This window comes from Stutzerimonas azotifigens DSM 17556 (assembly GCF_000425625.1).
In the GTDB taxonomy this organism is placed as follows: domain Bacteria; phylum Pseudomonadota; class Gammaproteobacteria; order Pseudomonadales; family Pseudomonadaceae; genus Stutzerimonas; species Stutzerimonas azotifigens.
Genome location: NZ_KE384413.1, coordinates 128,089 through 147,416, shown reverse-complemented (window position 1 = coordinate 147,416; position 19,328 = coordinate 128,089). Strand labels below are relative to the sequence as shown.

Below are 19,328 nucleotides of genomic sequence, written 5' to 3'. Positions count from 1 at the left end.
AGGCGCGCCCTCGCGGCGATGCAGGCCGCAGGCCTGCCAGAATCTCATCGGTCTTTCAACGCCCCGGAGATCATCTTCGCCTCGGTACGATCAGCCTACGCTCGCCCCTGCCTAGGTTTCCGCCGCGAGGGCGGCATCGAGCTGCGCGGCCAGGCTGCCGTCGGCTTCCAGGCCGAGGATGATGTCGCAGCCGCCGACCAGCTCGCCGCGCAGGAAAAGCTGCGGGTAGGTCGGCCACTGCGAGATCTTCGGCAGCTTCTCGCGGATATGCGGCGCCAGCAGCACGTTGACCGTGGCGAACGGCCGGCCGCTGTTCTTCAGCGCCGCCACCGCGGCGTGGGAGAAGCCGCACTCCGGCGCGTCCGGCGTGCCCTTCATGTACAGCAGCACCGGATGCTCGGCGAGCTGCTGGCGGATACGGGCTTCGGTATCGAGGATCTGCATGGGTCACTCCATCGCCAGCGCAGGCTGAGCGCTGCGCGCGTTCGGGCTTTGCCGTGGATACAGCGGCCGGGCCTTCCAGGCCTCGTAGCCGCCGTCCAGGCTGTAGCAGTTGACGAAGCCGAAGTCGCTGAACAACTGCGCCATGTCACGGCTGGCATGCCCGCGGTCGCAGCAGATGATCAGGTGGACGTGGGGCGGTGTGCTCTTGAGCAGCGTGCGCAGGTTCAGCTCGCTGAGGCGGGTGGCGTGCGGGTCATGGCCCTGGCAGTAGGTGCGGGCGTCGCGCATGTCCAGCAGCATGGCGTTCTCGCTGGCGAGCAGCCGTTCGGCCTGCTCGACACCGATGCGTTGGTAATCGCTCATCGCTCTTCTCCAAAACAGTCGTGGTAGGTCGGGCAGGTTTCGCAGGAGGGGGAACGGCAGACGTAGCCGCCGCCCTGTTCGCACAATTGTTTGTAGAAGAATTTCTTCCAGCGCATGTCCTGGGTGTTGCGCACGGCCAGGTGCGGGAAGTTGTGCATCAGCAGCGCATGCAGCTGCGCCCGTGAATCGAGGCCCAGGTCGCGCCACAGGTGTTCTCCGCCGAGGCAGGCGGCGGCGACGATGGCGGCCATCGCCGGCTCGCCGCGGTCGTCCTGCCCGGCCAGCAGCAGATCGCGCAATTCCTGCCATTCCTCGCGGCGCAGCGCCAGCAGCTCCTCGCGCAGGGCGTCACGCTCGCCGAGCAGGCCGTCCTCGGCGCCGCGGACGAGCGGCCGCAGGCCATGGCGCGCGAGCAGCGCCGCGTACTGCCTGGCATCGAGCCCGAGATGTGCCGGCAGGCAGCTGCGTCCTTCGCGCTGGGCGCGGACGATCTGCGCCAGCCAGGCCGCATTGCTCTCGACCCGAATCTGCAGACGCAGCGCGACGCCGTTCATCGCGAGGCGCTCGCGGCAGGGCGGCAGCCGCTGATGTCCGGCGCCAGCGCCGGCAGGCGGCCGTGGCAGGGCAGCCAGGCGTTGATGCCGATCAGGTCGAAATCGACCATGTAGCGCATGCCGCAGCGGATCAGCGGGCGGCGGATCAGCAGCGGGTGGGCGACCATCAGCGCCAGCGCCTGCTCGGCGGTGAGCCCCGCGGGGTCCAGCTCGCCGTACTTGATCGCCGGCGCCGAGGGGTTGAACCATTCGGCCACCGGCAGCGCGCCGAAGAACGGCCGCAGGCGTTCCGGCGTCCAGGCTTCGTGCAGCAGGTTGCGCACCTCCAGCTCGATGCCCGCCGAGCGCAGCAGCTCCTTCTGCAGGCGGTTGGTGGCACAGCCGGGTTTCTCGTAGAAGATGATGCAGGACATGGGCGCCTCCTTCAGCGGGCCTGGATGGCGCGCATGGCCTCGGCCAGCCGCTCTGGCGGAATGCCGGTCAGCGATCCGGCCGGGTTGGCCGGGCTGCCGTCGGCCAGCAGGATCGCGCCCTCGATGGGGCAGATGCTCGCGCACTGCTGTTCGGCATAGTCGCCGTCGCATTCGGTGCACTTGTGCGCGCTGATGCGAAAATGCGTGGCGCCCGGGCTGATCGCCTCGCTGGGACAGACGTCCACGCAGGCCCAGCAGTTGACGCAGCTGTCGACGATTCGCAGTGCCATGCTCCACCTCCTCATGCCATCAGGCATTGCTCCGCTGTCCGTTCCGGACTCGCATCGAGGCGGCCGCCGGCGATCATTTCCTGGTACACCGCCAGCACCGCTTCCTCGATGGGCTCCATGGCGTGCTCGCCGTTGGGCTGGATGCCGGCGGCCTCCAGCTCGCCCCAGGGTTCGAAGCCGATCTTCGAGCAGAGCACCGCCTCGCAGCCCCTGAGCGCGAGGATGCTGCCCGACAGCGCGCTTTCCTTGTCGCCGCAGCTGTCGTTGCCGACGCAGTACTGCTCGACCTTGCGATGACCGATGAAGCGCACCCCGGCCGGCGAAGCCTCGTAGACGAGGAACTCGCGGGCATGGCCGAAATGCTGGTTGACCAGCCCGCCGCCGCTGGTGGCGACCGCCATCAGCACCGGGCGATGATGTTTGTCCGCCACGCCGACGAGGCGCGGCCCGGCCGGCGTGGCCAGGCGCGCCTTCTTCGCCGCGCGTTCGTCCAGTTCCTCCTTGATCGCCGCATGGATGGCGGCGCGCTTAACCATCGCCGCCTCGTAGTCGATGTCCATGGTCTCGATCCTGTCGAGGGTGAATTCGTCGCCGCGGTCCTCGCCGAGCAGGCCCACCGCATCGGCGCGACACTGGCGGCAGTGGCGCATCATGTTCATGTCGCCGGCGCAGGCGTCCTGCAGGTCTTGCAGTTCCTCCGGCTCCGGGCTGCGCTGGCCCATCACGCCGTAGAAGGTGCCGTGCTCGGCCTCGGCGATCAGCGGCATGACGTTGTGCAGGAAGGCGCCCTTGGCCTTGACGATGCGGCTGACTTCCTTGAGGTGCTGGTCGTTGACCCCGGGGATCAGCACCGAGTTGACCTTCACCAGGATGCCGCGCTCGACCAGCATCTCCAGACCCTTCTGCTGGCGCTCGATGAGGATCTTCGCCGCCTTGCGCCCGCGGACGCGCTTGTTGTTCCAGTAGATCCAGGGGTAGATCTCAGCGCCGATGTCCGGGTCCACGCAGTTGATGGTGATGGTCACGTGGTCGATGTTGTGCCTGGCCAGCTCGTCGACGCAGTCGGGCAGCGCCAGGCCGTTGGTGGAGACGCACAGCTTGATGTCCGGCGCCTGCTCGGACAGCATGCGGAAGGTCTCGAAGGTGCGCTGCGGATTGGCCAGCGGGTCGCCCGGGCCGGCGATGCCGAGCACAGTCATCTGCGGGATGGTCGCCGCCACCGCCTTGACCTTTTTCACCGCCTGGAGGGGGTCCAGCAGCTCGGACACCACGCCCGGGCGAGACTCGTTGGCGCAGTCGTACTTGCGGTTGCAGTAATGGCACTGGATGTTGCAGGCCGGCGCCACCGCCACGTGCATGCGCGCGAAGTAGTGGTGCGCCTCCTCGGAATAGCAGGGGTGGTTGTGCACTTTCTCGCGGATATGCTCGGGCAGGTGCGCGAGCTGGTCATCCGAGCTGCCGCAGGAACCCGCTGAACAACCGCCCCCGGCGGCATGCCCGGCCTCGTCCTGGCCCAGTACGTTCAGTTCCATGTTCGGTCTCCGAATAGAGGACTGTCGGCGTTAGCGGAGCAAGGGGCGTGCCTGTTTTTCAAGCCATTGTTTTTGAAGGAAATTTTAAGGTGGGAATGAACGATTCGTTGTTTCGCAACGGACAAAGCGGCCGGGCGGAGGAGGGGGCTGTCGCAAAGGCGACAAGCGAAACGCTGCGACATAGCCAGACGCCGGCAGGATCACGCTGCTAGGATGCCGCTCCCACCGTGACCTCAGCCGAGAGGGCCGCAAACCGTGAAGGATCGCTCCGCTGCAACGCCTGCCGGATGTCGAGCGATGAGCCGGCCGACCCGAATGTTGCCGGCCGGGGGTATCGCATGACGGCCGACCCTCCGGCGGGCGCGGCCCGCCTGCGCCTGGTCGGCGCGCTGGGGATCACCCAGATCCTCTCCTGGGGCTGCTCGTACTACCTGCTGGCGGTGCTCGCCACGCCCATTTCCGAAGACACCGGCTGGACGACCACGCTCATCGTCGGCGGGTTCTCCTGGGGCATGTTGGCCGCCGGCCTGGTTTCACCCTGGATGGGGCGCCGGGTCGATCGGCACGGTGGCCGGTCGGTGCTGGCGGCCAGTTCGATCCTGCTCGCCCTGGGGCTGACGCTGATCGGCCTGGCTCCCGGGCTGGCACTCTACTACCTGGGCTGGACGGTGATGGGCGCCGGCATGGCCTGCGGGCTGTACGACGCCGCCTTCGCCACCCTGGGCCGGCTGCTGGGAAAGGACGCCAAACCCTCGCTGACCGGGGTGACCCTGCTCGGCGGGCTGGCCAGCACGTTGTCCTGGCCGGCCATCGCAGCATTGGAGCAATGGTTCGGCTGGAGGCAGGCCTGCCTCGTCCTGGCGGCCACCCAGCTGGCCGTTTCCCTGCCCATCCACCTGTTGCTGGTTCCCGATACCCGGAAAAGGGGAGGGATGGACAGGCCTGCGACCCCGCTTGGCCATATCGCGCCAACGGCCATGCCGAACGACCGCCTGTTCCTGCTGGTCGCGGCCATCTTCACCCTGCAGGCCTTCGTGACGGTCAGCCTGTCGGTGCACCTGCTCGAGGTGCTGAGGCAGCTCGGGATGGCGACGGCCACGGCGCTGGCGATCGGCATGCTCATCGGACCGTCGCAGGTCGGCGCGCGGCTGCTGGAGTTCACGGTCGGGCGCAACCTGGCGCCCACCTGGTCCGCCCGGATCGCCATGACCCTCCTGCTGATCGGCACGCTCTGCCTGCTGACCGGCAAACCCTGGGTGGCCTTCGCCGCCATCGTTCTCTACGGCGCAGGCAACGGGATCCAGACCATCGCCAAGGGCACCTTGCCCCTGGCGCTTTTCGGCGTGGAGGGTTATGGCGCGCGCATGGGGCTGCTGGCCCGTCCCATCCTGCTCGCGCAGGCATGCGGTCCGCTGCTGGCTGCGTTCTTCCTGGAGGCCGTCGGGCCGGTCGGCCTGCTGCTGGCCCTGGGGCTGGCGCTGCTGCTCGCGGCCCTGGGCGCCTGGCTGTTGCCGATGGCGCCGAGGACGGTGTCGCCATAGGGATAGCGATCGGGTTTGAATCGGCAATTCGTACAAAGAGATCCAAGGAGCGCTGGACATGAAAATCTCGTTCATCGGGCTGGGGCAGATGGGCTGCCCAATGGCGACCAACCTGCTGCGTGCCCACCCGGGGCTCATGGTCAGTTCGAGCAGCGGCCGTGCCTACCCCGAGCTGGCCGCGCTGGGTGCGGTGACGACGGATGACCGGCAGATGCTGGCGGCGAGCGATATCGTCTTCCTGTCGCTGCCCGACGATGCGGTGGTCGAGGTGGTGTTGTTCGCGGCCGACGGCATCGCCCAATGGATGCGGCCCGGCAGCATCGTGGTCGATACGAGCACCATCGGTTATTCGCAGACCCTGGAGATCGAACGCCGGCTCGCCGCGCGGCAGGTCGGTTTCATGGACGCGCCCGTTTCCGGCATGGCTTCGCGGGCCGCCGCCGGAACCCTTACCGCCATGTGCGGGGGCAGCGAGAAGGTGTTCGCCGCCATCGAGCCCTACCTGCGCAGCATGGCTTCGAACATCCTCCATATGGGGCCGGTGGGCAGCGGCCAGCTGACCAAGCTGATCAATCAGCTGCTGTTCGACATCAACTGCGCCGCGCTGGCGGAAATCCTGCCGATGGCCGTCAAGCTCGGCCTGGACGCGGAAAAGATCACCGCGGTGGTCAACAGCGGCACCGGGCGCAGCCATGCGTCCGAGTGCTTCCTGCCGCACATCCTGGAGAATGAATTCGGCAACGGCTATCCGCTCAGGCACGCCTACAAGGATCTCGTCCACGGTGCGCAGCTGAGCGCGCAGATGGGCATCCCCCTGCCCGTGCTGGCGGCCGCCACGGCGACCTACCAGACCGCGCTGCTGCAAGGCCATGGCGACCTGGACAAGGGCGCCATGATCAAGGTGTACGAACAGCTGCTCGGGGTCGAATTTCGCTCCAGGCAGGATCGCTGAGGCCGCAACCGCACGACGCCGCCAGGAAGAAAACCCGCCTCGCCGGGGAGTCGATCCGGTCCCGGGCCAGTCGAAAAAACGAGCATGCCGACAAACACTGCACAAGCTGCGAGAGATCGATGAGCCGAATCGGTGGCGTACTCAAATGGTTGCTGGGCATCGTGGCGCTGCTGGTCGTGGCGCTGGCCGTGTTCCTGGCCACCTTCGACTGGAACCTGCTCAAGCCCACCCTCAACGAGCGGGTGTCCGACACCCTCGGCCGGCCGTTCGCCATTCAGGGCGACCTCGACCTGCGCTGGCAGCGCGACCGCGAGGCGCCCGGCTGGCGCGGCTGGTTCCCGCATCCGACCCTGACCGCCGAGGACATCACCCTGGGCAATGCCGAGTGGGGGCAGGCGCCCTATTTCGTCCACCTCGACAGCGTCGCGGCGGACCTGCGCCCGCTGGCGCTGCTGGGCAAGCGCGTGAGCATCCCGGCCATCACCCTGGGCGGGCCGTCGGCGCACCTCGAGCGGCTCGCCGATGGCCGGGCCAACTGGACCTTCGAAAAACTCGCCGCGAGCGACGAAGCGGAAGAGAAGAAACCCTCCGCCTGGGTGCTGGACATCGGCACCGTCGGCTTCGACCAGGGCAACGTCAGCCTCGACGACAAGGTCTCGCGCGCCGAGGTGAAACTCGAGGTCACGCCGCTGGGCGAGCCGGTGCCCTACAGCCAGATACTCGGCGCGGCCCAGGGCGCGGGGGCCGAAGAGGGGCAGGCACAGGCGGCGGCGACCCAGGACTACGCCTTCGCCTGGAAGGCCGAAGGGCGCTATGGCGGCCAGCCGGTGTCCGGCGAAGGCCGGGTGGGCGGCCTGCTGGCGCTGCAGGACGCGGCCTTGCCGTTCCCGCTGCAGGTCGACCTGCGTGCCGGCAAGACCCGGGTGGCGGTTGAAGGCACACTGACCGATCCGCTCAACCTCGGCGCGCTGGACCTGCGCCTGCGCCTGTCCGGCGACAGCCTGGGCAACCTCTACCCGCTGATCGGCGTGACCCTGCCGGACACCGGCGCCTATTCCAGCGACGGCCGCCTGCGCGCCGACCTGCAGAACCCGGACGGCGCCTCCTTCCGCTACGAGGGCTTCAACGGTCGCATCGGCGGCAGCGACATTCGTGGCGACCTCGCCTATGTCGCCGGCGAACCGCGCCCCAAGCTGAGCGGCGAGCTGACCTCCAACCAATTGCGTTTCGCCGACCTGGCGCCGCTGATCGGTGCCGATTCGGAAAAGTCCCGCCAGGCGCGCGGAGCAACCCGCAAGCAGCCGCCGGACAAAGCGCTGCCGGTGGAGGAGTTTCGCACCGATCGCTGGCGCGACATGGATGCCGACGTGCGTTTCGTCGGCAAGCGCATCGTCCATGACGAGGCCATGCCCATCCAGAACCTGAATGCCCACGTGGTGCTCGCCGATGGCGTGCTGAGCCTGCAGCCGCTGAGCTTCGGACTGGCGGGCGGGCGTCTGGAAACCGACGTGCGCCTGGACGGCCAGCGCACGCCGCTGGCCGGGCGGGTGCGGCTGAAGGCCCAGTCGCTCAAGCTGCGGCAGCTGTTCCCCACGGTCGCGACCATGCAGAAGAGCCTGGGCGAGCTGAACGGGGATGCGGACATCCAGGGCACCGGCAACTCGGTCGCCGCCTTGCTCGGCAGCGCCAACGGCGAGCTGCGCCTGCTGATGAACGACGGCACCGTGAGCCGCGGGTTGATGGAGCTGGCCGGGCTCAACGTCGGCAACTACCTGGTCGGCCGCCTGTTCGGCGACGAGGAGGTGCAGATCAATTGCGCGGTGGTCGACCTGGGCATGAAGAACGGTCTGGCCGAGCCCCGGCTGTTCGTGCTGGACACCGAGAACGCGGTGATCAACGTCACCGGCCAGGTCGATTTCAAGAGCGAAAACATGGACCTGGACATCGTGCCGCGCTCCAAGGGCATCCGCATCATCTCGCTGCGCTCGCCGCTGTATGTCCAGGGCACCCTGAAGAATCCCCGCCCGGGCGTGCACGCCGGCCCGCTGGCGCTGCGCGGCGCCGGCATGATCCTGCTGGGCGCCACGGTCGGCCCGGTGGCTGGCCTGCTGGCCCTGGTCGCGCCCAGCGGCGGCCAGGCGGACCAGTGCGGGCCGTTGCTGGAACAGGTGAAACGACTGCCTCGACCCTAGCCCCAGGCGAGCGACGAGCCTCGTGGGAGCGGTCTCGACCGCGAACGAGTCTCCACCGCCCATTCGCGGCCAAGGCCCCACGAGGAACCATGCCGCGGCTTCGGCCAACGACCTCGCCGCGAGGGCGCGTCTCCCACAGGGTCCGGCGCAGCACCGCCTGCTTTGTGGGAGGCCCGACCTCGGGGCGATGCTCTTGTGGTCTCGACCGCGAATGATTCTCCACCGCCCATTCGCGGCCAAGGCCCCACGAGGAACCATGCCGCGGCTTCGGCCAACGACGTCGCCGCGAGGGCGCGCCTCCCACAGGGGCCGGCGCGGCACCGCCTGCTTCGTGGGAGGCCCGACCTCGGGGCGATGCTTTCTGCAGGAAAGTAGGGTGGATGACGGCGCAGCCTCATCCACGCGGTGGGTCAGGCCCAACCGGGACGCCGCATGCCCCCAGTCCGCGTGGAAAAACGCTGCGCGGCTTTCCACCCTACGGGTGCGTCGCAGCGAGGGCGCACCTCCCACAGGGGCCGGAGCGGCACCGCCTGCTTTGTGGGAGGCCCGACCTCGGGGCGATGCTTTCTGCAGGGAAGTAGGGTGGATGACGGCGCAGCCTCATCCACGCGGTGGGTCAGGCCCGCCCGGGACGCCGCATGCCCAGTCCGCGTGGAAAAACGCTGCGCGGCTTTCCACCCTACGGGTGCGTCGCCGCGAGGGCGCGCCTCCCACAGGGTCCGGCGCAGCACCGCCTGCTTTGTGGGAGGCCCGACCCCGGGGCGATGCTCTTGCGGAGTCTTGATCGTGAGCGAGTCTCCACCGCCCTTTCGGGGTCAAGACCGCGGGTCCACCGCCCGGGCGCGCTAGCCCTGCGCCTCGGCCTTGAGGAAATCGACGAAGGCGCGCAGGGGCGAGGGGATGTGGCGGCGTCCGTGGTAGTACAGGTAGGGGCCGTCGAAGGCCTGCCACCAGTCTTCCAGGATGGGCACCAGGCGGCCGTCGGCCAGCGCTTCGCGCAGGAAGTCCTCGAAGGTGTAGATGATGCCGAGCCCGGCGATGGCGCCGCTGGTCTTGAGGTCGTGCGAGGAGGTGATCAACTGGCCGCGCGGCGAGATGCGGAACGTCCGGCCGTCCTTCTCGAATTCGAAGATGGCCAGCTTGCCGCTCTCGAAGCGGTGGCCCAGCAGTTGGTGGTCTTCCAGCTCAGCCGGATGGCGCGGCGTGCCGCGCGCGGCCAGGTAGGCGGGCGCGGCGGCGGCGGCGAAACGCTGGCGGCGCGGGCCGATGGGCACGGCGATCATGTCCTTGGCCAGGCTTTCCTCGTAGCGCACCCCGGCGTCGTAGCCCGCGGCGATGACGTCGATGAAGGTGTTGTCCATCATCACCTCGACGTTCACCCCCGGGTAGAGCCTGAGAAAGCGCGCCAGCAGGTCCGGCAGCAGGTAGCGCGCCACCGGGACCGGCACGTTCAGCCTGAGCGTCCCGACCGGGCGCTGGGCATCGTCGTCCAGGTCGTTGAAGGCCGACACGATTTCCTGCAGCGCCGGGCGCAGGCGTTCGAGCAGGCGCTCCCCGGCGGCGGTGGGGGTCACGCTGCGGGTGGTGCGGTTGAGCAGGCGCACGCCGACGTCGGCTTCCAGGCGGCGCATGCAATCGCTGAGCGACGAGGCGGACATGCCGCGCTTCTGCGCGGCGGCGCGGAAACCGCCGGCTTCCACCACGGCGGCGAACAGGGCGACATCGGTGAGGTTGGGCTGGCGCATGCGGGCTCCTTCGGTCGGCCGTAACTGTACGCCTGGCCGTACGGGGCATCCAGAAATGATCGGATTATCACCCGCCTGCCGTACGGAAATAATCATCCCCCGTCCGGCCGTGCCGGCGTTTCCAACTCGACGAGAGGACTTCAGCCATGTGGAACAGCCCCGCCATGCCCGCCCCGGGCTCCGCAAGCAACACAGACCGGCTCATGAAGCTGGCGCGTACCCTGGCCGCCGGCGCCGCGCTGATGAGTGCCGCCGCCCTCGAAGCCTCGGGCCGCGTGGCGCCGAAGCCGGACTGGTCGACCCGCGACATGCCTTCGCAGCAGGGACGCATCGTGCTGGTCACCGGCGGCACCAGCGGCATGGGCTACGAGGACGCGCTGGCGCTCGCCCGTGCTGGCGCCGAGGTGATCATCGCGGCGCGCAACCCCGAGCGCGGCGCCGAGGCCATCGCGCGCATCCGCGAATCGGTGCCCGAGGCCCGGGTGCAGTTCGAGGCCGTCGACCTGGCCAGCCTGGCCTCCGTGCGCGACCTGGCCCAGCGCCTCGAGACGCGGCTGCCGCGCCTCGACGTGCTGATCAACAATGCTGCCATCATGGCGCCGCCCGAGCGCGGCACCTCGTCCGACGGCTTCGAGCTGCAACTGGCGACCAACTACCTGGGGCACTTCGCCCTGACCGGCCTGCTGGTGCCCCTGCTGCGCGAGAGCGCGGATGCCCGCGTGGTCAGCCTGTCGAGCATCGCCGCGACCCGCGGCAGCCTGAACTTCGACGACCTGCAGGCCGAGCGCCAGTACGATCCCTACGGCAGCTACGCACAGTCCAAGCTGGCCATCCTGCACTGGGCCTTCGCGCTGCAGCGGCGCAGCGAGGTTGGTGGCTGGGGCATCCGCAGCATGGCCGCGCACCCCGGTGTCGCCGTGACCGAGCTGATCGCGCGCGGCCCGGGCCTGAACAGCGAATTCGGCCGGCAGTGGGCCGAGGACCGCGACGAGTACCACTCGGCCGCGCAGGGAGCGCTGCCCACGCTCTATGCCGCCACCGCGGCTGAGGCGGTCGGCGGTGCCTACTACGGCCCGACCGGCGACGATGAGCGACGCGGGCCGCTGGGCTTCGCCAGGACGCCGCCGGCCGCGACCGACGAGGCCGATGCCGAACGCCTCTGGGCAGTCTCCGAGCAGCTCACCGGCGTGACCTACCCCTGAATGCGTCCCGGCACGGGATTCCGCCCCGTGCCGACGCGCCGTTGCCTTCCTCCAGGAGCCTCCATGAGCACGCCCTCCTTGCCGCACCGGCTGAGCCTCGCGCTCAATGCCCGTGACCACGAGCTGCGCCCGGCGCTGTCCGGATTCCTGCTGTTCCTCTGCCTCTTCGCCGGCTATTTCATGCTGCGCCCGATCCGCGAGTCGATGGGCATCGCCGCCGGCGTGGATAACCTGCAGTGGCTGTTCACGCTCACCTTCTTCGTCATGCTCGCGGCCGTTCCGCTGTTCGCCTGGCTCAGCGCCCGCGTGCCGCGCCTGCACTTCATCGACTGGGTGTACGGCTTCTTCGGCATGAACCTGCTGGCGTTCGTCGCGCTGTTCCAGCTACAGCCGGACAGCCCCTGGCTGGCCCGCGCCTTCTACGTGTGGATCTCGGTGTACAACCTGTTCGTGGTGTCCGTGGCCTGGAGCCTGATGGCTGACGTGTTCGACAGCGAGCAGGCCAAGCGCCTGTTCGCCTTCATCGCCGCCGGCGCCAGCGTCGGCGGCCTGCTCGGGCCGGCGCTGAGCACGGCGCTGATCGGCGTTCTGGGCCCGTCCGGGCTGATGCTAGTGGCCGCCGTGCTGCTCGGCGCCACGCTGGTGCTGAAGCAGGCGCTGATGAGCTGGCGCGAAGAGGGTGGGGCCGGCCGCCCCGGTGCGCCGCCGGCGGAAGGCCCCCGGCAACCGCTGCCGGGCAACCCCTTCAGCGGCCTGACCGCGGTGCTCCGGTCGCCCTACCTGCTGGGCATCGCCGGGTTCGTGGTGCTGCTGGCGACGGTCACCACCTTCCTCTACTTCGAGCAGGCCCGGCTGGTGGCCGAGCACTTCCCCGACCGCGAGGCGCAGGTCCGCGTCTTCGGCATCATCGATTTCGTCGTGCAGGCGGGCGCGCTGCTGTCGCAGCTGTTCGTCACCGGGCGCATCGCGCAGACGCTGGGCGTTCGCGTGCTGCTGGCAATCGTCCCGCTGCTGATGTGCGTCGGCTTCGTCGGCCTGGCGCTGGCGCCCGGGTTCGCCCTGCTCGCAGCGCTGATGATCGTGCGGCGGATCGGCGAATACGCCTTCGTCCGGCCGGGCAGGGAAATGCTCTTCGCGCCGCTGGACGCCGAGAGCAAGTACAAGGCCAAGAACTTCATCGACACGGTGGTCTACCGCGCCGGCGATGCCGTCAGCGGCTGGGCCAAGAGCCTGCTGGACATGCTGGGGCAGGGCGCCGGTCTGGCCGCGCTGATCGGCGCGCTCTGCGCGCTGCTGTGGGGCTACCTGGGATGGCAGCTCGGGCGCCGGGCCGACCACCAGCAGGCGCGGCTGCAGGTTGCTGGTGGCGTTGCGGGGACGTAGGGGGATATCGGTAGAGGAGGGGACCTCGTTTGCATGGCATGGGGGATATGCGATGGAGGTAGCGAGCACAGCACAGGCCGTTTTCGGCCAATTGCTGCCGCTCTGCGTTCGGCAGACAAGCCAGTTATCTATGTCGCGGTCCAACACTGCCTTGACGATCTAGTCATTCCAAGCCCAAAAAAGACCAGAAACCATAGCGGCAACACTGGACGGATCAGACGTTCAGCCTGACCTCTGCAAACCCAATCAGACTGAAAGTGATCGTCTGCCCCGGATTAGCCAATAGGTTTTGCATTATGCATCCAGAGCGGCTGCAGACCCTGCGCCTGCGTTACTCCAGCATTTATGGGAAAACGGTGCGTACTGAGTGCGGCGATGGCTGGCTCGGTATCTTGGATGCATAGGGCGAGCAGCTTCTCGCCAGGCTGAACTAGAGCACCGTGCCGCTACGGAAATATCGATGTTCAAGGAGAAATTCGCCACACTTCGGTTTGGTAAAACAGCTCAAAGCACCGATGCCGCGTACTGCGAAATGGCAATCACGATGAGCTTTCGTATATGCGAGGTATGCGGCTGCCTAGGGGATCACTTCGGCACCATGGTGCGCTGTGGCAAGCACATCCAGATCCGTGACGCTCTTGCCCATGAAGGATGTGCAGGAGACTGAATGCGCTAGTCGAAGACATCACCTTGCATCGCTATTCCTCGGACTGGCTGAGCCTACCGCTCCAAGAAGGTTCCAGGGAATGTATCGTCAATATGACCCTGGCGCCCCTGCTTTGTAGTGGCGCAACGCTATTGTTGTGGATGTATTATGGCCCGAGAAGACGCGATAGCGGTCTTGCTAGGGTGCTCGGCCTGCTAGGCAACCTGCTATCGAAAAGGGCTGTATCACCGAGCCGCTGCGCGGACTCAACCCATTTATCAAAACATGAGGAAGAATCCCGTCATGCTTTATCGCGACTCACGCATGGAAACCTATGGATCCACTCATGTCTCCTTAGATGACCCATGCCAAGTCAGGGTTGAGGACGGCGTAATCACTGTCGAATACACCAGTGACGGCGAACCGGTCATTTACAAAGGACATGAAAAAGGCCCTGGGCATTATGAATTGCATGCAGTAGGTTTCGATGGCAGGGCAACCCTGCATACATTCGATGGATCAGCTCTACTCGAGGGCGGCTGGACTGAAGAGGGTGCTAAGGGCATGTGGAGAATTTGGCTGCGCTGAAATTGCTTCGAGAGGAGAGATGTTTTATACGGCGTAACGTCAAGCATTTACACGCGAGCAGCTCTAGACAAACTAGAGATTATTTGTTGCGCTCGCCCGATTACATAAAAAACTTAAAGCTTCGTTATATCAAAGCCCCTGAAAAAGCTAGGGGCAGGGGGGGTGAAGAATGGAAGTCAAATAGCCCACATACGGATTAGACAAAATCCCAGGTCAAGCTCGTGGGGGGGCTGGCCCTCTACCCAGGCTTCCGTACGTAAGGCTCGCCCTATATTCGTTTCTACCTCATTTTTTTCGATCACAAGAACAAAGAGCCGAGTGGGGCTCTGGATAGAGTGAAGTCGATCAATGTCGGTGCGCACTGACCAATCTCCCTCTAGACACTTGGCTTGTGAGAGGTCACTGAGACATTTCACCTCAGCGACCATCGAGACTGATCCTTCACCGTTTTCTGCATATAAATCGGCTTTGCGGTTCCCCCCAATAGGAAAATCCGTCCAGATTTCTACTTCATCTTTGAACCATGCGTGGAGACTGATCTCGGCTTGAATCCAGTGCTCTCGGCAGCTATTTAACTGTAGTACTTGCTCGAGTCGCTCCCCCATATGTTGAAACGCCTTATCAAAAAGATTGATCCATTGTGATGTTGTCATTCTAGTCCACTTTTTGTCTGTTGATTTTTTGGTGGTGCCTGAGCAATTCAGCCAATACCAAATGTATTTTTAACCCACCTAGGCAGCCATTCTCCTGCACCCCCTGCAGGCAAATGTCACGATGCTGCTCAGGCGCTTCGCGGTTGATATGAATAATCAGTCGCCACTTTCTCTTGCATCGCCGGGAAGCGCAGCCGCTAGATGAACCTCATTGAGGTGGCACCTGCTAAGAGTTAGATGCCTCCAGTGATGATCGCTTAACGCTACCATAGCGGCGAGTATGCGCAAAGCAGCACGGCCGACACTACGCGGATAGCAATCCGGAGCTTAAGACAGCACATCGACGTTACTCATCGTAAAGTTCCAGACCACGGCGCAAACGCTGGAGCAGACGCTTCCTGAGTGTCTCAGGCGCTGTTACTGCGATCGATCCGGTGTGCGATAGCAACCACCATTCCAGTTCCCAGCTGTCCGCCACAGTCGCACGTATCCAGCCTCCGTCCTCATCGGACATCGCTTGCATATCCTCGGAAAGAGGTGTTTCACGAAGTAGCCCCAGGAGGCCAGTATTCACCCACGCCTCAAGGGTGATGGTACGGCCAACATTGTCGCCAAATTGCATCGCTCCGGACGTGGCGTAGTCATGCAAATCGAACCCTTCGGAAGGCTCGCTAGGGATGTCCAGCAGTTCGGGATTGCAGATCCGGTGCAACGCAAACTGCCGCACATCCAAATGAGGGGGCACTGTCGCAATGAGATACGTAACGTTTCCTCGTTGAACCAAGCCCAGCGGCGAAAGTGTCAGTGCGCTAACCAGATCTCGATGAGCGGAGTAATAGCGGCATTTGAAAGCCTTCTCTTCGAGCAGCGCCTGCTGAACGACCGCAAGCGTTGCGGTATCAATCTGAGGAGGCATCAACGGTAGATAGGCCGGTACGCTCGCGACCTTGCTAGGCCAATCCGCTACTGGCGATATTCGGGCTAGTGCCTTTAGCTTTTTGTTTGCCTGCTCGAAATGCGGCTGCAGCGCAGTAAGCATGGCGGTGGGCATCAGTGGCCGAAGCATTTCCCGCACCAGTTGCAAGGTCAACGCCTCATAAACACTGATAGCTGACAGTTGTAGGCTGGTTGGTGGTGACCAGCTAAAGCCATATGGCTTGCTCTTGTCGTTGATACGCAAGGGAAAGACGCTCGACAAGTCCACCAGGTCGCGCTCAACCGTGCGTTTGGTGGTAGGAAAGCCCATCTCGGCTAGACGGCGTTGGAGTGAGCTCGCAGTTTCTCCACTGCCCGTGGTGGGTAGTAGCTTCAGCAGCTCCCACTGGCGGCTGAGAGTATCCCTGCTCTTATTGGACGGCACGATAGCGACCCTTGCATCTAGGTGTGAGATTGGCTTGGCGTGATTGTGCATCAAGCTGCGACGAAATGTGTCGCATGGAGGTGCGACGCATGTTGTCGTGGCGGTAGTGAAAATGACGGAAGCAGAGGAGCATTTCATCATGCGCCGCAACATTCCAGCATTCTCTCATGCGCAAACTGAACGCCTCATTTCGCTAAATAGGAAACTCACTCAATTGGAATATTGGTGCCTTCAGCGTGCAAAAAAGCTTGTCGAAGACTTCCGAAACAGACCTGCCCCCTCTGACTGGGCTGCAGAGGAAGACTTCGAGCTTGAAAGCAAAATCGGCTACTACCGTTCTGAGTCCTCGGAACAAGGGCAAGAAGAACTAATACTTCAAGCCGACTTTATCTTTATGCCGCCGCTCAAATGGTACTACCTCAAGCCGACACCAGAGCAAGCGGTAGAAATATTCTCGCTATTCCATTTCAACTGGAACGATGGGGTAGAAGGCATTCCTCGTCTCAATGAAGATCGCATCTGCTGGTCATTCCACGACCTGCACGATCACCATGGACTTAATTGGTATCAGGTACTCGAAATCGAGCGAATATGGCTAGACGTGCATGCCATTCATCAAGTCAAAAGGAAATCTTCACACTTGTTGAAAGACTGCACTAATGCTCTATAAAAAACCTGGCAATCACCATTTTTCGTCACTTGATGCGTTATTTGCCTTCTCCATACAAGATAGTTCTGATAAGGTATTCAGCTGTACAGATGAGGAGGGTTTGGTTTCCGGAATTAACGACACTGGAAGCTTCGTTCGGATAATATTCCTATTAAACTCATGCCAAAGAAAAGTATCGAAATCATCCAACACAAAAGCGAACTACATTTTTTATCTAGACGCGGAGCCTGTCGAGCGGCCAGTCGTCCCTCTTCATTTCCAATTGGTCTTCTCGCCGACAATAGAAGAGCCGACCTTTAAGGTCTGGGCAGCGACAGTGATGCGCTACCTCTGCGCGTGCTTCGTTGCTCCAGCCATTCCTGCTTTTGATAACCACGACATTTCATCTGTTCTTCTGGGCGCAACGAGTTCTCTACTGAGCTTCAACTTGGTACGCGGAGAAGGCGTCGAGCAAATGCAAAGACCGTTGAGGAACATACCCCCAAGCAAACATCTACTCGCAGTCCTATTCTCCCCTCCATCTTGGTCCGCATCCAATGAATATTTCTCACTGCCAAATGAATCAATACCATTGCTGGATGGAGGGCTAGTGAAAGGTGGGTGTGCCTTTCATCCCTACAAAGAACAGGTGCTTATGCTTCTCGGCGATTAATCGGAAGTTATTACTCAGATGCTATGGCTAAGAGCGAATAGAGAACCGGCCCTGTATGTACTGCCCGGCTATATCTTCCCTCCTGATTCGAACGATTAATAGCAAGGTCTATTATTTACCTTAAAGGGAAGGGGTATAAATCAAGCGTAATTCAAGGCAAGGTCACGTTCGCACCGGAATTTGAGGTAAAAATTCTTAACAGGTTGCAGCGGGATTTCAGAAAATTAGGTGCTTTGGGGCTAGAGACAGTTATACAAGAAATGTCATTACGGCATTACGATAATGAGATGCGACGTTTCTTGTTGAGGCCTGAGCCTTCTGAGGGCCAACAGTTGAGTCTAGATAGGCCGTGGGGCTACCTGTTTAACTTAGCACTTGCCAATCTTCATTGCCCAAGATCAATAAAGAATAAATTTGAGACCTACAGTGAGTCTGTTGAGCTTGCAAGGCACTACTTCGCGACTAAGCGCTTGCAGAGTTTTACTAAATTTGAGGATATGCATCACACCCCTCAAACTATTCTGGCGGCTATAACCCGGCAAATTGAATATGATCAGAAGTTTTCTATTGATCAAATAGCAGTAAAGCATATCAAGAAGATAATGTTCGGGGTTTTTACTTCCCCTAGATTATCTGGGGTTACTGTTGATATCTCACTTTATCTTGATATTTTTTAGTGGGCTTCTTCTCGGGCGACGCACGATAAGCCTCTGATATTCGACTCCAATATAGTCTTTGAGGCATTAAAATATAAGCATTTACAATCCTCGATCACGGTTGCGCTCGAAAAGCTGTCATTCACAACGGTGCAAATTAACAAAGGATATTTGTGGCCGAATCATATAAGCTTGAGGAACTATTATGAGAGGCCTTTTGTTTCTGTAGAGCAGAGATACGCTTACCCAAATCCGAATCTGTGCAGTTATGGCTTCTACTCTACGCTTCTTGAGTTATGCAAAGAAAGTGGACTTAATGGGAAGCTCATTGGAGATGTTACGGAGGAGTTATTTGCCAGTGCGCTGCGGGACGCAGGCATCAAGTTCTTAGAAAACAAAAGATACAAGATACCTAAGAATGTAAGAGATGAACTGCAAATAAATAGCACTGAGAGAGAGTGTGACTTTATAGTGGAAACAGAGTCAACTGTTATCTTTATTGAACTTAAAAGAAAAACACTGACATCTGATGCAAGAGCTGGAAGCCCACTCCACTCCATGATAGATATTGCACAGTCACTTCTACATGCTCAGGCACAGGCCGGCTGCCATGAGTACATGTTAAGGCGTAATGGAGAGATTCAATATTTGGACGGAACCAAGATTGAGCTAAAAGATAGGCAAGTCGAGCGGGTCGCCGTTTCGATGTTTGGGTACTTTGGGATTCAAGATGGATTTTTTGTAAGTCAAATTCTGAACAGCCTTATAAATGGGAAAATTGAAAGCGGGGATTCAGAGGCCGATGAGAAGATTAATGTCCACCTCAGAGAGATAAATCGTCAGTTTAAAACTGACGAATTCAGGGAGGCATACAAGGACATAAGAGATCAATTTATAAGCTCTCGTTTTTTTAGCATTCCTCAGATTCTAGAAATCCTGTCAAATTCTTCTAATAATGAAGAGTTTGAGACGGAGCTAAATTACCTACCAGCCATAGCGCAAGCGGAGATAACAAGAACATGAAGCTCGGAAACAGTGCGGCCATTGCAGGCGTGCTCCTGAATGCCGTTGCAGCATCCTCGTGGGCTGGTGGCGGCAGGGCATGATGGGTGGCGCCAAGGCTCATTACGACGGCATCGTCGCCTTCTCCCAGACCGACTTCACCGAAGACCTCAAGGCCATCAGGATTCCCGTTCTGGTGATGCATGGCGACGACGACCAGATCGTCCCCCACGAGAACGCGGGGGTCCTGTCGGCGAAGCTGCTCGAGAACGGCACCCTGAAGATCTACCCGGGCTTCCCGCACGGCATGCCGACCGTCAATGCCGAGACGATCAACGCCGATCTGCTCGCTTTCGTGCGTGGCTGATTGGGCAAGGGCCATGGGGCTCGCCCCCTGGCTCCCCTTTCTTGCGGGTTTGACTTTCCCCTGGCACCCACAGGTCGCATGGCGGTGAGCGGCCAATCGCTGCTCTGCGGACGCCACGAACCC

The 19,328-nt window shown here is 62.4% G+C and carries 20 protein-coding genes and 1 pseudogene; 12 read left to right on the top strand and 9 right to left on the bottom strand.

Annotated elements, in window-relative coordinates; all coding sequences use genetic code 11:
- Positions 1 to 111 precede the first annotated feature (111 nt).
- The 6 genes from grxD to nifB are packed head-to-tail and all read right to left on the bottom strand — an operon-like array spanning position 112 to position 3,596.
- Positions 112 to 444: a Grx4 family monothiol glutaredoxin gene (gene grxD / locus H610_RS0117110; protein WP_028240822.1), complete on the bottom strand. Its 333-nt coding sequence runs from the start codon at positions 442 to 444 to the stop codon at positions 112 to 114.
- 3 nt (positions 445 to 447) lie between these two features.
- On the bottom strand, positions 448 to 807 hold the full coding sequence (locus tag H610_RS0117105) for a thiosulfate sulfurtransferase GlpE (RefSeq protein WP_028240821.1): 360 nt from the start codon (positions 805 to 807) through the stop codon (positions 448 to 450).
- Complete coding sequence (locus H610_RS0117100; RefSeq protein WP_043238857.1) at positions 804 to 1,361, bottom strand: nitrogen fixation protein NifQ; 558 nt, start codon at positions 1,359 to 1,361, stop codon at positions 804 to 806. Before H610_RS0117100 ends, H610_RS0117105 begins: the two co-directional genes overlap by 4 nt.
- Positions 1,358 to 1,774, bottom strand: coding sequence for an ArsC/Spx/MgsR family protein (locus tag H610_RS0117095; protein WP_028240819.1), 417 nt, complete (start codon positions 1,772 to 1,774; stop codon positions 1,358 to 1,360). The genes H610_RS0117100 and H610_RS0117095 overlap by 4 nt, the downstream gene beginning before the upstream one ends.
- Positions 1,775 to 1,785: 11 nt before the next feature.
- Positions 1,786 to 2,064, bottom strand: a complete 279-nt coding sequence (locus H610_RS0117090; protein ID WP_028240818.1) for a 4Fe-4S binding protein — start codon at positions 2,062 to 2,064, stop codon at positions 1,786 to 1,788.
- A gap of 11 nt (positions 2,065 to 2,075) precedes the next feature.
- On the bottom strand, positions 2,076 to 3,596 hold the full coding sequence (gene nifB / locus H610_RS0117085) for a nitrogenase cofactor biosynthesis protein NifB (protein WP_028240817.1): 1,521 nt from the start codon (positions 3,594 to 3,596) through the stop codon (positions 2,076 to 2,078).
- 338 nt (positions 3,597 to 3,934) lie between these two features.
- Between nifB and H610_RS0117080 the strand changes: the two genes are divergently transcribed.
- From H610_RS0117080 to H610_RS0117070, 3 genes are all read left to right on the top strand, one after another.
- Positions 3,935 to 5,137, top strand: coding sequence for an MFS transporter (locus H610_RS0117080; RefSeq protein ID WP_028240816.1), 1,203 nt, complete (start codon positions 3,935 to 3,937; stop codon positions 5,135 to 5,137).
- Between the two features lie 58 nt (positions 5,138 to 5,195).
- The gene (locus tag H610_RS0117075; protein WP_028240815.1) at positions 5,196 to 6,089 is read left to right on the top strand and encodes an NAD(P)-dependent oxidoreductase; all 894 of its coding nucleotides are present in this window, start codon (positions 5,196 to 5,198) and stop codon (positions 6,087 to 6,089) included.
- Between the two features lie 119 nt (positions 6,090 to 6,208).
- Positions 6,209 to 8,281 carry an AsmA family protein gene (locus tag H610_RS0117070; protein ID WP_028240814.1) on the top strand — a complete coding sequence of 691 codons (2,073 nt, stop codon included), beginning with the start codon at positions 6,209 to 6,211 and terminating at the stop codon, positions 8,279 to 8,281.
- Between the two features lie 845 nt (positions 8,282 to 9,126).
- Here H610_RS0117070 and H610_RS0117065 read toward each other — a convergent pair.
- Positions 9,127 to 10,026, bottom strand: a complete 900-nt coding sequence (locus tag H610_RS0117065) for a LysR family transcriptional regulator (RefSeq protein ID WP_028240813.1) — start codon at positions 10,024 to 10,026, stop codon at positions 9,127 to 9,129.
- A gap of 203 nt (positions 10,027 to 10,229) precedes the next feature.
- Between H610_RS0117065 and H610_RS0117060 the strand changes: the two genes are divergently transcribed.
- From H610_RS0117060 to H610_RS25110, 4 genes are all read left to right on the top strand, one after another.
- A complete protein-coding gene (locus tag H610_RS0117060) occupies positions 10,230 to 11,228 on the top strand; it encodes an SDR family oxidoreductase (protein ID WP_236614318.1) in 999 nt (332 codons plus the stop codon).
- 63 nt (positions 11,229 to 11,291) lie between these two features.
- Positions 11,292 to 12,611, top strand: coding sequence for an NTP/NDP exchange transporter (locus tag H610_RS0117055; RefSeq protein WP_028240811.1), 1,320 nt, complete (start codon positions 11,292 to 11,294; stop codon positions 12,609 to 12,611).
- A gap of 460 nt (positions 12,612 to 13,071) precedes the next feature.
- Positions 13,072 to 13,278 (top strand): hypothetical protein, encoded by a 207-nt coding sequence (locus H610_RS25575; RefSeq protein WP_152529126.1) that lies wholly within the window; start codon positions 13,072 to 13,074, stop codon positions 13,276 to 13,278.
- Positions 13,279 to 13,560: 282 nt separating this feature from the next.
- Positions 13,561 to 13,845 (top strand): hypothetical protein, encoded by a 285-nt coding sequence (locus H610_RS25110; RefSeq protein WP_084166491.1) that lies wholly within the window; start codon positions 13,561 to 13,563, stop codon positions 13,843 to 13,845.
- A gap of 176 nt (positions 13,846 to 14,021) precedes the next feature.
- Here H610_RS25110 and H610_RS25105 read toward each other — a convergent pair whose 3' ends face one another.
- Together H610_RS25105 and H610_RS0117045 are read right to left on the bottom strand one after the other, a co-directional pair.
- A complete protein-coding gene (locus H610_RS25105; RefSeq protein WP_084166490.1) occupies positions 14,022 to 14,498 on the bottom strand; it encodes a hypothetical protein in 477 nt (158 codons plus the stop codon).
- Between the two features lie 346 nt (positions 14,499 to 14,844).
- Positions 14,845 to 15,678, bottom strand: coding sequence for a helix-turn-helix transcriptional regulator (locus tag H610_RS0117045; RefSeq protein WP_236614317.1), 834 nt, complete (start codon positions 15,676 to 15,678; stop codon positions 14,845 to 14,847).
- Positions 15,679 to 15,997: 319 nt separating this feature from the next.
- Between H610_RS0117045 and H610_RS25570 the strand changes: the two genes are divergently transcribed.
- From H610_RS25570 to H610_RS0117040, 5 genes and pseudogenes are all read left to right on the top strand, one after another.
- Positions 15,998 to 16,528, top strand: a complete 531-nt coding sequence (locus H610_RS25570; protein ID WP_152529125.1) for a hypothetical protein — start codon at positions 15,998 to 16,000, stop codon at positions 16,526 to 16,528.
- Entirely contained in the window at positions 16,518 to 17,180 is a 663-nt protein-coding gene (locus H610_RS25565) for a hypothetical protein (RefSeq protein ID WP_152529124.1), read from the top strand. Before H610_RS25570 ends, H610_RS25565 begins: the two co-directional genes overlap by 11 nt.
- A 287-nt stretch (positions 17,181 to 17,467) precedes the next feature.
- Positions 17,468 to 17,857: a hypothetical protein gene (locus tag H610_RS25560; RefSeq protein WP_152529123.1), complete on the top strand. Its 390-nt coding sequence runs from the start codon at positions 17,468 to 17,470 to the stop codon at positions 17,855 to 17,857.
- 171 nt (positions 17,858 to 18,028) lie between these two features.
- Positions 18,029 to 18,859 (top strand): hypothetical protein, encoded by an 831-nt coding sequence (locus H610_RS25555; RefSeq protein ID WP_152529122.1) that lies wholly within the window; start codon positions 18,029 to 18,031, stop codon positions 18,857 to 18,859.
- 58 nt (positions 18,860 to 18,917) lie between these two features.
- Positions 18,918 to 19,205, top strand: a pseudogene (locus H610_RS0117040) (alpha/beta fold hydrolase); the annotation flags it as partial.
- Positions 19,206 to 19,328: the final 123 nt, after the last annotated feature.

Coding starts and splice junctions, on each gene's coding strand:
- H610_RS25570 (WP_152529125.1), top strand. CDS start 15,998: ATGCGCCGCAACATTCCAGCATTCTCTCATGCGCAAACTGAACGCCTC.
- H610_RS25560 (WP_152529123.1), top strand. CDS start 17,468: ATGCGACGTTTCTTGTTGAGGCCTGAGCCTTCTGAGGGCCAACAGTTG.
- H610_RS0117100 (WP_043238857.1), bottom strand. CDS start 1,361: ATGAACGGCGTCGCGCTGCGTCTGCAGATTCGGGTCGAGAGCAATGCG.
- H610_RS0117075 (WP_028240815.1), top strand. CDS start 5,196: ATGAAAATCTCGTTCATCGGGCTGGGGCAGATGGGCTGCCCAATGGCG.
- H610_RS0117080 (WP_028240816.1), top strand. CDS start 3,935: ATGACGGCCGACCCTCCGGCGGGCGCGGCCCGCCTGCGCCTGGTCGGC.
- grxD (WP_028240822.1), bottom strand. CDS start 444: ATGCAGATCCTCGATACCGAAGCCCGTATCCGCCAGCAGCTCGCCGAG.
- H610_RS0117070 (WP_028240814.1), top strand. CDS start 6,209: ATGAGCCGAATCGGTGGCGTACTCAAATGGTTGCTGGGCATCGTGGCG.
- H610_RS0117060 (WP_236614318.1), top strand. CDS start 10,230: ATGAAGCTGGCGCGTACCCTGGCCGCCGGCGCCGCGCTGATGAGTGCC.
- H610_RS0117095 (WP_028240819.1), bottom strand. CDS start 1,774: ATGTCCTGCATCATCTTCTACGAGAAACCCGGCTGTGCCACCAACCGC.
- H610_RS0117090 (WP_028240818.1), bottom strand. CDS start 2,064: ATGGCACTGCGAATCGTCGACAGCTGCGTCAACTGCTGGGCCTGCGTG.
- H610_RS0117105 (WP_028240821.1), bottom strand. CDS start 807: ATGAGCGATTACCAACGCATCGGTGTCGAGCAGGCCGAACGGCTGCTC.
- nifB (WP_028240817.1), bottom strand. CDS start 3,596: ATGGAACTGAACGTACTGGGCCAGGACGAGGCCGGGCATGCCGCCGGG.
- H610_RS25105 (WP_084166490.1), bottom strand. CDS start 14,498: ATGACAACATCACAATGGATCAATCTTTTTGATAAGGCGTTTCAACAT.
- H610_RS25575 (WP_152529126.1), top strand. CDS start 13,072: ATGTTCAAGGAGAAATTCGCCACACTTCGGTTTGGTAAAACAGCTCAA.
- H610_RS0117055 (WP_028240811.1), top strand. CDS start 11,292: ATGAGCACGCCCTCCTTGCCGCACCGGCTGAGCCTCGCGCTCAATGCC.
- H610_RS25565 (WP_152529124.1), top strand. CDS start 16,518: ATGCTCTATAAAAAACCTGGCAATCACCATTTTTCGTCACTTGATGCG.
- H610_RS0117065 (WP_028240813.1), bottom strand. CDS start 10,026: ATGCGCCAGCCCAACCTCACCGATGTCGCCCTGTTCGCCGCCGTGGTG.
- H610_RS25110 (WP_084166491.1), top strand. CDS start 13,561: ATGCTTTATCGCGACTCACGCATGGAAACCTATGGATCCACTCATGTC.